Below are 13,713 nucleotides of genomic sequence, written 5' to 3' on the forward strand. Positions count from 1 at the left end.
GGCAACATGGTGAATCTACGCGCTGTCGTGCTGAGTAAGCAAGTGTTTCACGCACCTGCGCGCTTGTCCCGGGCGTTACGATCGTGCGATGCAGGTACGGGGCATCAGACACTAAAGCGAGCAATGCGCGCCGCCATGGCGAATATCGTCCAGTTCGAGAATGTAGGGCTGCGCTACGGCAGCGGTCAGGAGACGCTGTCCGACGTCAGCTTCACGCTGTCGACCGGCGCCTTTTATTTTCTCACCGGGGCAAGCGGCGCGGGGAAGACGTCGTTGCTAAAGCTGCTGTATCTGTCGCAGCGCCCGACGCGCGGCAGCATACGGTTGTTCGGCGAAGACGCGGTCACGCTGCCGCGCGCGCGTTTGCCGGGCTTTCGGCGGCGGATCGGCGTGGTGTTTCAGGATTTCCGGCTGGTCTCGCATTTGTCGGCCTATGATAATATCGCGCTACCCTTGCGCGTGTCGGGCGTGCCCGAAAGCGATGTCGATGCGCCGGTACGCGAAATGCTCGCTTGGGTCGGGCTGTCCGACCGCGTTGACGCCAAGCCGCCGACTCTGTCCGGGGGTGAGCAGCAGCGCGTGGCGATCGCACGCGCGGTGATCGGCCGCCCCGAAATTCTCGTCGCGGACGAACCAACCGGCAACGTCGATCCGGACATGGCCGAACGACTGCTGCACCTGTTCGATTCCCTCAACCGGCTCGGCACGACGGTGGTGGTGGCGACGCATGATTTCCATCTGCTCGGGCGGATCCAGAACGCGCACATGATGCGGCTCGACAAGGGGCGGCTGCTCGATCCGACCGGATCTTTGCGCTTTCCCCCGCCCAATGCGACGTCGGGAAGCTCCGAATGAGCGTCGCGATGATCGCCTCGGCCGCCGACCGGCGCCTGCTCGATGAGAGCCGCGGTACGCGCGCGATGACATGGATTATGGCGATCATGCTGTTCCTGACGGTCCTCGCCGCGTCTCTCGGGCTCGGCACGCTGGGTGCGGCGACGTTGCTCGACCGGCAATTGGCCGGGCGCTTGACGGTGCAGATCGTCGAGCCGGTTGAGGCGAAACGTACCGACCAGGCAGCGCGGGCGCTTGCGGCGCTGCGGGCGACGCCGGACGTAACACGCGCGGTCGCGGTCGATCACGCCAAGCTCGTGACGCTCTTGCGCCCGTGGCTTGGTCCCGACGGCGCCGATCCCGATTTGCCGATCCCGGCGATGATCGACGCCGATCTGGGCGTGGCGAGCGACGCGGCGGTGGCACGGGTGACCGCTGCGGTGCGCGCCGCTGCACCTGCCGCGCGGATCGACCGACACGAAAGCTGGATGTCGCCGGTGCGCGATTTCATGGGAATGGTCAGTTGGCTTGCTGCCGCGCTCGTCTTGCTGATGGCGGCGGCGACCGCGGCGGTGGTCATCCTGGCCGCGCGCGCCGGCCTTGAAACGCACCGCGACACGATCGAAGTGCTGCACATGCTCGGCTCAACCGATGTGCAGGTCGCGCGGCTGTTCCAGCGCCGCATCGCGATCGACACGTTGCTTGGCGGGATGATCGGAACGGTAATCGCGGTCGGCGTGATCGCGTTGATCGGCTTGCAACTGGCGGCCCTGGGGTCGGATTTGCTCGCCGGGCTCAGCTTGAGCGTGCGCGACTGGATCGTGCTCGCGGCTTTGCCGGTCGCCTTTGCCGTGCTGGCCACGCTCGCGGCGCGGCAGGCCGTCCTCACCACGCTCGGCCGCTATCTGTGATCATCCGACTCTTCGCGGCAATCGCGCTGTTCTATCTGGCCGGATTCGGGATTTATCTGCTGACGATGCCGGCACCCCTCGACGGACCGAAGACCGACGCGATCGTGGTGTTGACCGGTAGCGCGGGGCGGATCGACCGGGGGTTGCGCTTGCTAGAAGCGCATGCCGCGCAACGCATGTTGATCAGCGGCGTAGCGCCCGAGGTGCGGCCGAACGAACTAGCGCACGAATATAAGGTCAGTCCCGACCTGTTCCGCTGCTGCATCGACCTCGGCCATGAGGCGGTCGATACCCGTTCCAACGCCCACGAGACCGCCGATTGGCTGCGCACGCACAATTATAAAACGGTGCGGCTGGTGACCTCGGACTGGCACCTTGCGCGCGCGAAGCTCGAATTGGTGAGTGCGCTCGACGGCGACGCGACGGTGATCGGCGACGGTGTACCGAGCAGCCCGCGCTGGGCCGTATTGCTAGGTGAGTATAACAAATTGATTGTGCGCAAGGCGGCCTTGCTGATTGGGCGTGCGACATGACTGCGTTGCGCAACCTGCTGTTCAAGTTGATTTTTTATGCCGGATCAGTACCGATCGTGCTGACCACGCCGATATCGGCGCTGATCGGGTGGCGCGTGCTCGTCGCACACACCCATTTCTGGACGCGCTGGCACGGCTGGACGACGCGCCATATTCTCCACATCAACAAGCGGATCGAAGGCAGCCGCTTCGGTGACATGCGGGCTGGCGGTGCACCCGTGCTCTACGCCGCAAAGCATCAGTCGATGTACGAAACCCTCGAGCTGGGGCGGATGCTGCACAACCCTGCGATCGTGATGAAACAGGAACTGACCGACATTCCGGTGTGGGGCTGGTCCGCAAAACGCTATGGCGTCATCGTCGTCGATCGCGAAGCGTCGGCCGGCGCGTTGCGGCGCATGCTGCGCGACGCCCGTGCCGCACTGGCGGCAAAACGCTCGATCCTGATCTTCCCCGAGGGAACGCGGGTGTCGCCCGGTGAGCAACCAGAGCTGCGCGCGGGGTTTGCCGGGCTCTATCAGATGCTGAAGATCCCGGTGGTGCCGATAGCGATCGACAGCGGGATGGTATGGCCAAAGCACGGGCCCAAGGTCCCCGGTACGGTGACCTTCCGCTTCGGTGAGCCGATTCCGCCCGGTCTGCCGCGCGAAGAGGCCGAGCGGCGCGTCCACGCCGCGATCAACGCGCTGGACGTGCCGCAGCCTTAATCGTGCGTGCGGCCGAAATCGGGGGCCGGATCGTCCTGCCCCTGTTCGATGATGCCGCGGCGGATCGCGCGGGTCTTGCTGAACAGGTCGAACAGTTCGTCCCCCTTGCCCCAGCGGATCGCGCGTTGCAGTGCTGACAAATCTTCCGAAAAGCGCTGCAACATCTCGAGCACGGCTTCGCGATTGGTGAGGAAGACGTCGCGCCACATCGTCGGGTCAGACGCGGCGATGCGGGTGAAATCGCGAAACCCGCCCGCCGAATATTTGATGACTTCGGACCGCGTCACTTCTTCCATGTCCGACGCGGTGCCGACGATCGTGTAGGCGATAAGATGCGGCAAATGGCTGGTGATGGCGAGCACGCGGTCATGATGGTCGGGTGCCATCATCTCGACATCCGCGCCCAGCCTGCGCCAGAATTCGGCGACGCGCTCGACGGCGAGCGGGTCGGCCTCCTCGGGCGGCGTTAGGATGCACCAGCGTTTGTTGAACAGCGTGGCGAAACCCGCCTCGGGCCCCGATCGCTCGGTGCCAGCAACGGGATGTGCGGGCACGATCGTTGCGCCGGGCAACGCTTCCGAGAGCGCGCGGACCACCTCGGCCTTGCAACTGCCGACGTCGCTGACCACGGCGTCGGTCGGCAGGTCGGCTGCGAAACCGGCGGCAGCCGCGCCCATCGCGCCGACCGGAACGCACAGAATCACCAGATCGGCGTCGATCACTGCAGCGCCGCTACTGTCGGCGACATCATCGAAAAGCTGCAGCGCATCGGCGGTCGCGCGGACGTCCGGGTCGGCATCATAGCCGGTCAGCCGCACGGTCGGCATGTTGGCGCGCACGGCGCGCGCGATCGACGATCCGATCAGGCCGATGCCGATGATGGTGACGCGGGCGAAAGGCAACATGGCGGGCCGTGTGGCGGAAGCTCCTCCTTATGGCAAGCTGGCGTTCCGCGGCGCGCCTGCTAGGAGGCGGCAGCGGGAGACGGGAATGCGGGGTAGCGATACGGTCTGGCGTGCGCTGGAACAGGCACGGCGCGCCAATGTGACGGCAAGCGGTCACGCGGCGCCAGTGGTGGGCGAAACGGGGCAGACGCGGCGCGCGGTCTTGCTGGCGCTGGGGGCGACCGGGGTCGCGACAGCGCTTCCCCGTCCGGCCTTTGCCGCTGGAACGGCGAATGGGCCGATCGCGATCATCGGCGGCGGGATCGCGGGCCTGACCGCGCTGTGGCATCTCACCCAGGCAGGCATCGATGCGCGGCTGTACGAAGCGCGCGCACGGCTGGGCGGGCGCGTGTACACCGCGCGCGAGAAGGGGCGGCCGACGCTCGAGGCGGGCGCGCAACTCGTCAACACCGACCATGCCGACATGAAGATGCTGGCGCGCGAATTCGGCACCCCGCTGATCGACCGCAAGGCCGCGGCGCACCGCACGATGATCCTGGCCGATGGCAAGGAAGTGCCCGAGGGCAAGCTTGCCAGCGCGCTGCGCGGGATCGCCGGGCAGATCGACGCAGATTCGGTGCGGCTCGACCAGGATTACGCCCGCGTCGCGATCGAACTCGACCGGATGAGCTTCACTACGTATCTCGACAAGCATGCGGCGTTGATGCCCGAGCCGTGGGTGCGCCATTTGATGGAGGCGACCGCGCGCACCGAATATGGTGTCGAGCCGGGGCAAGCGTCCGCGATCGAACTGGTGTTTAATTTGCCCGCGATCAACGGGCGGCGGATCGACGTGCTCAGCCGCAGCGATGAGCGCTATTTGATTTCGGGCGGCAGCAGCGCGTTGGTTGACGCCATGGCGGCACGGCTGCGCGATCGGATCGAGACCAACCGCCGCGTCGTGCGCGTTGATCCGTTCGGGGCCGGCGTCCGGCTCGTCTTTGCCGATGGCAAGACGGTGGACGCGGCGAACGTGATCGTCACCACGCCCGCCTCAATCACCCGGAAAATCGATTTCCGCGTGCCGTTGCCGCCATTGTGGCGACGCTTCATCGCCGAAGTTGGTCTTGGCACGAACATGAAGGTGCAAGCGGGTATGACTGCGCGCCCGTGGGACAAGGCGATCGGGCGCGGCGGCGAAGTCTGGCAGACCAAGCCGGGCGCTGGCCTCGCAAGCGGTTGGGATGGCAGTGTCCGCGGCGGTGCGGCGAGCGGCGATGTATGGACCTGGTTTCTTGGCGGGGCCGAAGTGGCGGCGGCCGATGGTTCGGAACCCGGTGTGCTGGCGCGCAAATTCGCCGCACAGGTCGAAAAGGGCATCCCGGGCATGACGGCCGCCACAAGCGCGTTCGCGCGGCGGACCAACTGGCACCGCGATCCAATGGCGATGGGGGCCTATGTCAATTTCCGCCCCGGCCAGTTGACGCGCTTCGGGCGGCTGATCTGGGCCGAGGTCGATGGTATCGCCAAGGCGCCGGTCGGCGCGGGGCCGGTGATCTTTGCAGGCGAGCATCTGTCGGACGCTTACCCCGGCTATATGAACGGCGGTGCGCAGACCGGGCGGCTCGCGGCCGGGGTGATCATCGGGAGCCGGGCCAACGCGCGGCGCTTGAGTTGAGCGCCGCTTGATCCTAACCCCCGCGCAATGACCGACGACGTGCGTTTCGGGCTTGCCCGCCATGTGATCTTGCCCGGGCCGCTGCGGCTCGATGGCGGGGCGTTGCTGTCACCGGTCGAGATCGCTTACGAAACCTATGGCACGCTCAACGCCAACGCGTCGAATGCGGTCCTGATCTGCCACGCGCTGACCGGTGACCAGCATGTCGCCAGCCCGCACCCGGTGACCGGTAAGCCCGGTTGGTGGACGCGCATGGTGGGGCCGGGCAGGCCGGTTGATCCGGCGCGGCATTTCATCGTCTGCGCCAATGTGCTGGGCAGTTGCATGGGATCATCGGGTCCGGCAACGGTCAACCCGGCGACCGGCGCACCGTGGGGCATGGGCTTTCCGGTCATCACGATCCGCGACATGGTGCGCGCGCAGGCGATGTTGCTCGATCATCTCGGCATCGCGGTGTTGCAGGCGGTGGTTGGCGGATCGATGGGGGGCATGCAGGCGCTGAGCTGGCCTGCGACTTTTCCGGAGCGGGTGCGCGCGGCGGTGGTGATCGCCTCTACCGCGCGGCACACCGCGCAGAACATCGCCTTTCACGAAGTCGGGCGGCAAGCGGTGATGGCTGACCCGAAATGGCGCGGCGGTGCCTATTACGATCTGGGCGACCCACCCGCCGCTGGCCTCGCGGTGGCGCGGATGGCCGCGCACATCACCTATCTGTCCGAGGCCGGGCTGACCGAGAAATTCGGCCGCCGCCTGCAAGCGCGGCCTGACCGACCCGATGGCGCGATCAGCTTCGGGTTCGACGCCGATTTCCAGATCGAAAGCTATTTGCGGCACCAGGGGATCAGCTTTGTCGATCGCTTCGACGCGAACTCGTACCTCTACATCACCCGCGCGATGGATTATTTCGATCTGGGCGGTGAGCATGGCGGGCCGCTCGCCAATGCTTTTCGCGCGACCAAAGCCCGGTTCTGCCTTGTCAGCTTCGATACCGACTGGCTTTATCCGACCGCCCAATCACGCGCGATCGTCCATGCGCTCAACGCGGCGGGCGCGCCGGTCAGTTTCGTCGAACTGTCGAGCCCCTATGGCCACGACGCGTTTTTGCTGGACGCGCCCGAGATGAACCGCGTGGTCGATGGGTTTTTGAGGGCGGGGGCATGACGCTCCGTCCCGATCTCGCGATCATCGCCGAACACGTCGCGCCGGGCAGCCGTATTCTCGATGTCGGGTGCGGCGATGGTGCGCTGATGGCGGCGCTCCGCGATTCGAAGGGCGTCGATGCACGAGGTCTGGAGCTGGACGCGGGCAATGTCGCCGCCGCCGTCTCGCGCGGGCTTTCGGTAATCCAGGGCGACGCCGATGTAGATCTGGCCGAATATCCCGATGCGAGCTTCGACTATGCGATCCTCAGCCAGACGCTGCAGACTGCGCACCGTCCCGATGTGGTGCTCGATCATTTGCTGCGGATCGGTCGGCGGGCGTTCGTGTCCTTCCCCAATTTCGCGCATTGGCGCGTCCGCATGTCGCTCTTGTGGGGCGGGCGGATGCCGGTGACGCGGTTGCTGCCGGAACGCTGGTACGACACGCCCAACATCCACCACGTCACGATCGACGATTTCCGCAGCTTCGTCGGCGAACGTGGGATCGAGGTGGAGGGCGCCTGGTTCCTGTCCGGCGACAAGCGCACCACCACAGCTGCAGCCAACATCCTGGCCGAGCACGCTGTTTTCCAGTTACGCATATTGAGCGAGATCAAGGAACCAAAAGGTCCGATGCGGGGTTAGCGCTCCATCAATCCATCAGGACCACCGTTATTGTCATGCCCGCCACCGCGCTTATCGTAGAAGACGAGATTTTCGTCGCGCTCGACCTCGAACGTATCCTCATCGATGCGGGCTATGCGGTAAAGGCGATCGCGGCAGACCGGACCGGCGCACTGGAGGCGGCGGCCGATTGCAGCTTCGCATTGGTCGACATCAATTTGCGCGACGGGCCCACCGGCCCCGAACTCGCGCGCACCTTGGCGCAGGATTATGGGCTCAAGGTCGTCTTCGTGACGGCCAATCCCGGTCAGATCGCCGAGCCGAGCGGTGCGCTCGGGTATGTGCGCAAGCCGTTCAGCGCCGATGCGATTCTCGCGGCAGCCGCTGTCGCGACCGAGGGCCCCGCGGTCAATCCGCCGCCGCACCAGGACTTCGTTCCGCTCGTCTGAGTTTTACGATCGGGCAGCTTAGGTTCGGCTCAGCGACGATTTTGGAATCGCGATTTCGACGCGTAGTCCGGCTGGATCCCAATCGCGTTTCACCATACCGCCCAATTGCCGTACGGCGCTCAATTCGATCAATTGCGACCCAAAGCCCGTTTTCGCGGGCGCGCTTACGGCCGCGCCGCCGCGCTCGCACCAGTTGAGCAGAAGGCGATCCTGCTCGGAATGGATGTCGACGGTGATTGTGCCGCGTTCGTTGGCCAGCGCGCCATATTTCGTCGCGTTGGTGGCAAGTTCGTGGAAGAGCAAGGCGATCGGCGTCGCCGAACGATCATCGATTTCGACATCCTCGCCTTCCACCACAATGCGCGCGCCTTCCTGCGGCTGATACGGCAGGAACAGCTCGCCCAGCAGCCCGTGCAGGCTGGTCGGTGCCGCGGTCGGGCGCGATTGGGCACTATGCGGCCGCACGAAATCATGCGCCCGGCCAAGCGCGGTCACGCGCGCGCGCAAATCCGCCGCGATGGTGGCAAATTCGGGAGTACCGCGGGCCGAAAATGCGATCAGACCAGAAATCACCGCGAAGATGTTCTTGATCCGGTGGCTGAGCTCCTGCGCAATGATCTCGCGCTCCTCGCTCGCCTCTTTCTGCTCGTGAATGTCGGTGCACGTCCCGAACCAGCGCACGATCGCCCCTGCCTCGTCGCGGATCGGCAGCGCGCGGCCCAGCGTCCAGCGATATTGGCCGTCATGGCGGCGCAAGCGATATTCGATCTGGTACGGGTCGCCGGTCGCTAGCGAATGCTCCCACAACCGCCGCGCCCGGTCCTGATCGTCGGGGTGGAACATGTCGTTCCAGCCTTCTCCATCGGTCGAGCCCGCCGGCACGCCGGTAAATTCGTACCATCGGGCATTGTAATAATCATGGTTGCCGTCGGGCTGAGTCGACCAGACCATTTGCGGCATCGTATCGGCAAGCGTGCGGAACCGCCCTTCGCTGTCGCTGATTGCGGCGCGCGAGGCAGCCGTGGATTGACTGTCGCTCAACCGCATCATCACGTCCGCCGCCAGCACGCGCAACCCTTGCGCTTGTAACGGGGTGAGCCCGTCGCGCGGGACCGTGTCGATCACGCACAGCGCCCCGAGCGCGATCCCGTCCGCCCGGATCAGAGGTGCGCCGGCGTAGAAGCGCAACCCTGCCTCGCCTGTGACGAGCGGATTGTCGGCAAACCGCGGATCCTGGCTCGCATCCGGCACGACCATGATCTCATCGCTGAGCATCGCGTGCGCGCAGAATGACGTTTCGCGCGGACTCTCCGTCGTGTCGTACCCGGTGCGTGCCAGGAAAGTCTGGCTCGTTTCCTCGACGATACTGATTAGCGCGGTCGGAGCGGCGCACAGCGCCGCTGCGAAGTCGGTCAGGCGGCTGAGCGCGGCGTCGTCCCGAAGCGTATCCAGATCATGCTCGGCAATTGCGGCCGCACGAATGCTCTCGTTGCTGGTCCAACTGGATAGGTCCGGCTGGAGCCGTTTAAAAAGATCGATCATGACAGCAGGAACGCCGATGGCTCGTTTGGGTTCAGAACGGAACGTCGTCGTCGAGATCGTCGGCAAAGCCACCGCGCGCCGCGCCGCCCGATGGAGCCCCGCCGCCGCGCGCCGCGCCACCGCGATTGCCACCGCCATAGCCGCCGCTCGATCCACCGCCGAAATCGTCATTGCCGCCGAAATCGTCGCGCCCGCTTGATCCGCCGCCGCCGCCGCCGCTACCACCGCCGGGTGCGCCGTCGAGCATCGTCAGCACGCCGTTGAAGCCCTGCAGCACGATTTCGGTCGAATATTTATCGTTACCCTGCGCGTCCTGCCATTTGCGAGTCTTGAGCTGGCCCTCGATGTAGACTTTCGAGCCCTTGCGCAGATAGCGCTCGGCCACGCCGCCCAACGCTTCGTTGAAGATCGCGACCGAATGCCATTCGGTCTGTTCCTTGCGCTCGCCGGTGTTCTTGTCCTTCCACGATTCGGACGTGGCGATGCGCAGATTGACGACCTTGCCGCCATTCTGGAAGCTCTTGCTCTCCGGATCGCGGCCGAGATTGCCGACGATGATAACCTTGTTGACGCTGCCCGCCATATCGCGATTCCCTAAAGTCCGAGTCCGATCGCGGCCCAATAGGTCGCGCCTGCTGCGATGTAAGCGAGCGCGAACAAATAGCCAACCATGAAGGCGGGCCATTTCCATCCATTGGTCTCGCGCCGCGTCACCGCGATCGTCGAGATGCATTGCGGCGCGAATACGAACCACATCAGGAAGGCGAGCGCGGTCGGCAAGCTCCAGCGTGCCTGCAGATTGCGGCGTAATTGTCCGTCGCCGCGCGGATCATCGGGATTGTCGATCGAATAGACCGTCGCGATCGCGCCGACCGCCGCTTCGCGCGCGGCCATGGCGGGCAACAAAGCGAGCGCGATATCGTGGTTGAAGCCGATCGGCTTAACCACCACCTCGATTCCCGAAGCGATCCGCCCGGCGATCGAATATTCGCTCTGCTTCTGCCCGGCGGGCGCAACCGGATAGCTGGCCAGCGCCCATAGCAGAACGATCGTCAGTGCGATCGTGGTGCCAGCGCGTTTCAGGAAGATCTCTGCGCGGCTCCACAGTCCGATCGCGATATCGCGCAGCCGCGGCATCTGATATTTGGGCATTTCCATCATGAAGCCCGACGACACACCCGCGGTCACCGTCCGCCGCAGCACCAGCGCCACGACGAACGCGCCGACCAGGCCCATCAGATACAACGCGAACATCACCAGTCCCTGCAGGCCGACGAACGGCAGGACGCGGGTGTCGGGGATCAGCGCGCCGATCACCAGCGTATAGACCGGCAATCGCGCCGAACAGGTCATCAGCGGCGCGATCAGGATCGTCGTCAGCCGGTCCTTCTCATCCTCGATCGTGCGCGTCGCCATGATGCCGGGGACGGCGCAGGCAAAGCTCGACAGCAAGGGGATGAACGCGCGGCCCGACAGGCCGACGCTCGCCATCACGCGGTCCATCAGGAAGGCGGCGCGGACCATATAACCCGATGCCTCAAGCACGAGGATGAAGGCGAACAGGATCAGGATCTGCGGCAGGAACACGATCACCGCCCCGACCCCGGCAAGCAGCCCGTCGGTCAGCAGCGAGCGCAGCGGCGTTGCCGTCATCGACCCGCGGATCGCTTCCTGCAGCCACGCGATCCCGGCGCTGATCGCGTCGGCGGGAACGGTCGCCCAGCTGAACACCGCCTGGAACATCGTAAACAGGATGACCATCAGCAGCAGCACGCCCCAGATCGGGTGGAGCGCGACCGAATCGAGCGCATGGGCCCAGCGCCTGACGGGTGCTTCCGATATGGTGGCCCCTTGCGCGATCTTCCGCGCACGGCGTTGCAGCGTGACGATGTCCTCGCCGATCGCCGGGTCGCTCGGACGCAGGCGGATCGCGGCGGTTTCGAGGATCAACGTGGCGAGCGTGACCTTGACCTCATCGAGCCCGCGCCGCCGCACCGCGACGGTCGGGATCACCGGCACGCCGAGTTCGCGCGAAAGGATGTCTGGATCGAGCGTCAGCCCGTCGCGCGCCGCCAAGTCAATCATGTTGAGCGCGACCACGACCGGCAGGCCGAGCGCGATCAATTGCAGGGCGAAGCGCAAATGATTGTCGAGGTTCGAGGCATCGACCACCACGATCAGCGCATCAGGCAGTCGCTCGCCGATTTGCGCGCCGGTCACCACGTCGCGCGTCACGCGCTCGTCGGGGCTGGAGGGCTCGAGACTATAGGCGCCGGGCAGATCGACCAATTCGACGATCCGGCCATCGGGCAGCACGAGCTTGCCCGAATGCCGTTCGACCGTGACGCCGGGATAATTGCCGACCTTCTGCCGCGCGCCGGTCAGTGCATTGAACAGCGCGCTCTTGCCGGCATTGGGATTGCCGACCAGCGCCACCAGCGGCGTATCGGCCATTTACTGTGCGACGAGTGAGACGAAAATCGCGCCCGCGACCGCGCGGCGAAGCGCGACGGTCATCCGCCCGATGCGGCAGGCGATCGGCCCCTTGCCCAGGCTGGCACGGTGCAACACTTCGACGCCGACACCTTCATCGAAACCGAGTTCGCGCAAGCGCCGTGCTTCGGGCGTCGACAGATGCGACCAATCGATCGCCGCGACGGTCGCGCACTGCCGCTGCGGCAGCGATTCGAGGCTGAGCGAAGGCTTCACGGGACTCGACATGTTCATGCTGCGACTGATTATCAATAACGGCGGGGTCACGCCAGCGTTAAATGCGAACCATTCTCACACCGCCGGATAGCGCAGCCGCCCGACGAAGCGGGAAAAGCTCGGGCGCAATTCGCTTTGGCCAACCAGGCGGGACTTGGCTTTTTCAAACCGCATGATCCCCTCGATCCGGCGGCCGAGGAAGGCGCTGGTGTCGGCATGGCTCGCACTCTCGTCATCGAGGAAGACGGTGATCGTCGCGGCATAGACGCCGCCCAAGATCGTGCGCTTGGTATAATGATTGTAATCGGTCGCGGTGTCGCCGGCTGCGCGCCACATTACGTCCGCCGCGCGCCAGCCGAGCTTCACGCCGCGCAGCGCATTTTGGGGGAGTGCCAGGATCGCGAGCGCGCGGCGGAGTGCCTCGCGATTCGGCGCGGTCTCGGCGAGGCGGGCCTCGACCAAGGCGGTGATCTTCGCACGGATCTTCATGGGCTCAAGCCGTTCGGGCGGCAGGTGCGCAAGCATCGCGGCGTCGATCGCGGCAAACCAGGCGTCGATCATGTCGACCGCGCCGCCGGGAAAGGCGAGCCGCGCGACGTCGCGATCGACGCCCGCGCTATCCGCCGCCAGATCGCGCGCCTCGTCGCCCCAGCCGTCGAACCCGGCATTGGCGGCGATGGCGGGCGCAAGGCCCAAGCGGATTTCGTCGAGCGTGCCTTCGGCGAGCGAAGCGGAGGGCGTGGCGGTGGCGGTGGAGTCGGTCATGTCCGCAAACTTAGGCGCGCGGACGGCGGCTGACCAGTACCAGCGCGACCGCGACACAGAGTGCGCCGATAAGATCCGGCAGGCCAAGCCGCTCGTTGTAAACGACCCAGCCGATCGTCCCCGCCACCACCGGCTGGGTCAGCAAGCCGAGGCCAACGGTCAGCGGCGGCAAGCGGCCCAGCGCGTAGATCATCAGCCCCTGCCCGATGATCTGGCTGACCAGGGCGAGCCCCAGCAATGGCGTCCAGTCGGTCGGCACCAGCTTTTCGCCGAGCAGCAGCACGAAGGCCAGCAGCGGCAATACGCTCGCCATCGTCGACAGCGCGAGTGCGGGCAGCGGCGCCATCGTCGCGCGAGCGCGCGCCATCACGATGAAATAGCCGGTGTAAAGGATGCCGGCGAGCAGACACAGCAGATCGCCCGTCAGATTGCGCGGATCGAGCTGATAGGATCGCCCCATCAAGAGCGCCGCGCCGACCGTGGCCAGCGCCAGCGCCACGCCCTGCAGCCGCGTCGGCCAGGCGCGCGCGATCAGAAAACCGTAGATCGGGAACATCAACGTCGCCGAATTGCCGAACAGCGTCGCGTTGGCGAGCGTCGTGCGCAGAATGCCGAGGTGCCAGCTCCCCAGATCGGCGGCGAAGCACAGTCCGCCGACCGCGATCATCAGCCACAGCCCGCGCGACAATCCCCCGCCCGCACCGCGATTCGGTCGCCACCCGGTCGCCAGCGCCGCCGCGAGCAGCACTGGTGCCGCTAGTGTGATCCGCCAGAAGGCCGAGGCGACCGGCCCGGTATCCGACAGCCGAACGAACCACGGCCCGAACGCGAGCGCGGCATTGGCGACGATCAGCGCGAGCAGGGGCAGCACCGATGTTGTTTCGGGCGCGACAGTTTTTCTTGTGGGAGAAGCGACGTGCATGACGCGCCTTAGCGCC

General features: G+C 65.8%; 15 protein-coding genes. 8 read left to right on the forward strand and 7 right to left on the reverse strand.

The window, feature by feature from the left end:
• The first annotated feature begins 135 nt into the window (after positions 1-135).
• The 4 genes from ftsE to HMP06_RS13585 are packed head-to-tail and all read left to right on the forward strand — an operon-like array spanning position 136 to position 2,985.
• Positions 136-855 carry a cell division ATP-binding protein FtsE gene (gene ftsE / locus HMP06_RS13570; RefSeq protein ID WP_176498551.1) on the forward strand — a complete coding sequence of 240 codons (720 nt, stop codon included), beginning with the start codon at positions 136-138 and terminating at the stop codon, positions 853-855.
• Entirely contained in the window at positions 852-1,745 is an 894-nt protein-coding gene (locus HMP06_RS13575) for a cell division protein FtsX (RefSeq protein ID WP_176497553.1), read from the forward strand. The genes ftsE and HMP06_RS13575 overlap by 4 nt, the downstream gene beginning before the upstream one ends.
• Complete coding sequence (locus HMP06_RS13580; protein WP_176497554.1) at positions 1,742-2,278, forward strand: YdcF family protein; 537 nt, start codon at positions 1,742-1,744, stop codon at positions 2,276-2,278. Before HMP06_RS13575 ends, HMP06_RS13580 begins: the two co-directional genes overlap by 4 nt.
• Positions 2,275-2,985 (forward strand): lysophospholipid acyltransferase family protein, encoded by a 711-nt coding sequence (locus tag HMP06_RS13585; RefSeq protein WP_176497555.1) that lies wholly within the window; start codon positions 2,275-2,277, stop codon positions 2,983-2,985. Before HMP06_RS13580 ends, HMP06_RS13585 begins: the two co-directional genes overlap by 4 nt.
• Here HMP06_RS13585 and HMP06_RS13590 read toward each other — a convergent pair.
• Complete coding sequence (locus HMP06_RS13590; RefSeq protein WP_176497556.1) at positions 2,982-3,890, reverse strand: prephenate/arogenate dehydrogenase family protein; 909 nt, start codon at positions 3,888-3,890, stop codon at positions 2,982-2,984. The two genes, HMP06_RS13585 and HMP06_RS13590, sit on opposite strands and share 4 nt — an antisense overlap.
• Before the next feature lie 85 nt (positions 3,891-3,975).
• On the opposite strand from HMP06_RS13590, the gene HMP06_RS13595 reads away from it, so the two are divergent.
• Genes HMP06_RS13595 through HMP06_RS13610 form a run of 4 tightly spaced genes read left to right on the forward strand, consistent with a single transcriptional unit; the run spans position 3,976 to position 7,759 of the window.
• Complete coding sequence (locus HMP06_RS13595; protein ID WP_176497557.1) at positions 3,976-5,547, forward strand: flavin monoamine oxidase family protein; 1,572 nt, start codon at positions 3,976-3,978, stop codon at positions 5,545-5,547.
• 27 nt (positions 5,548-5,574) lie between these two features.
• Positions 5,575-6,708 carry a homoserine O-acetyltransferase MetX gene (gene metX, locus HMP06_RS13600; protein WP_176497558.1) on the forward strand — a complete coding sequence of 378 codons (1,134 nt, stop codon included), beginning with the start codon at positions 5,575-5,577 and terminating at the stop codon, positions 6,706-6,708.
• Entirely contained in the window at positions 6,705-7,331 is a 627-nt protein-coding gene (metW, locus tag HMP06_RS13605; protein WP_176497559.1) for a methionine biosynthesis protein MetW, read from the forward strand. Before metX ends, metW begins: the two co-directional genes overlap by 4 nt.
• Positions 7,332-7,366: 35 nt before the next feature.
• The gene (locus HMP06_RS13610) at positions 7,367-7,759 is read left to right on the forward strand and encodes a response regulator (protein ID WP_176497560.1); all 393 of its coding nucleotides are present in this window, start codon (positions 7,367-7,369) and stop codon (positions 7,757-7,759) included.
• A gap of 18 nt (positions 7,760-7,777) precedes the next feature.
• Here HMP06_RS13610 and HMP06_RS13615 read toward each other — a convergent pair whose 3' ends face one another.
• Genes HMP06_RS13615 through HMP06_RS13640 form a run of 6 tightly spaced genes read right to left on the reverse strand, consistent with a single transcriptional unit; the run spans position 7,778 to position 13,697 of the window.
• On the reverse strand, positions 7,778-9,301 hold the full coding sequence (locus HMP06_RS13615) for a sensor histidine kinase (protein WP_176497561.1): 1,524 nt from the start codon (positions 9,299-9,301) through the stop codon (positions 7,778-7,780).
• A 31-nt stretch (positions 9,302-9,332) separates the two neighbouring features.
• On the reverse strand, positions 9,333-9,884 hold the full coding sequence (gene ssb / locus HMP06_RS13620) for a single-stranded DNA-binding protein (RefSeq protein ID WP_176497562.1): 552 nt from the start codon (positions 9,882-9,884) through the stop codon (positions 9,333-9,335).
• An 11-nt stretch (positions 9,885-9,895) separates the two neighbouring features.
• Positions 9,896-11,755, reverse strand: coding sequence for a ferrous iron transporter B (gene feoB / locus HMP06_RS13625; protein ID WP_176497563.1), 1,860 nt, complete (start codon positions 11,753-11,755; stop codon positions 9,896-9,898).
• Positions 11,756-12,028 (reverse strand): FeoA family protein, encoded by a 273-nt coding sequence (locus HMP06_RS13630; protein ID WP_176497564.1) that lies wholly within the window; start codon positions 12,026-12,028, stop codon positions 11,756-11,758.
• Between the two features lie 57 nt (positions 12,029-12,085).
• Positions 12,086-12,775, reverse strand: a complete 690-nt coding sequence (locus HMP06_RS13635) for a COQ9 family protein (protein ID WP_176497565.1) — start codon at positions 12,773-12,775, stop codon at positions 12,086-12,088.
• 10 nt (positions 12,776-12,785) lie between these two features.
• Positions 12,786-13,697, reverse strand: coding sequence for a DMT family transporter (locus HMP06_RS13640; protein WP_176497566.1), 912 nt, complete (start codon positions 13,695-13,697; stop codon positions 12,786-12,788).
• Positions 13,698-13,713 lie beyond the last annotated feature (16 nt).

Origin of the sequence: Sphingomonas sp. HMP6 (assembly GCF_013374095.1) — a bacterium.
Taxonomy (GTDB): Bacteria; Pseudomonadota; Alphaproteobacteria; order Sphingomonadales; family Sphingomonadaceae; genus Sphingomonas.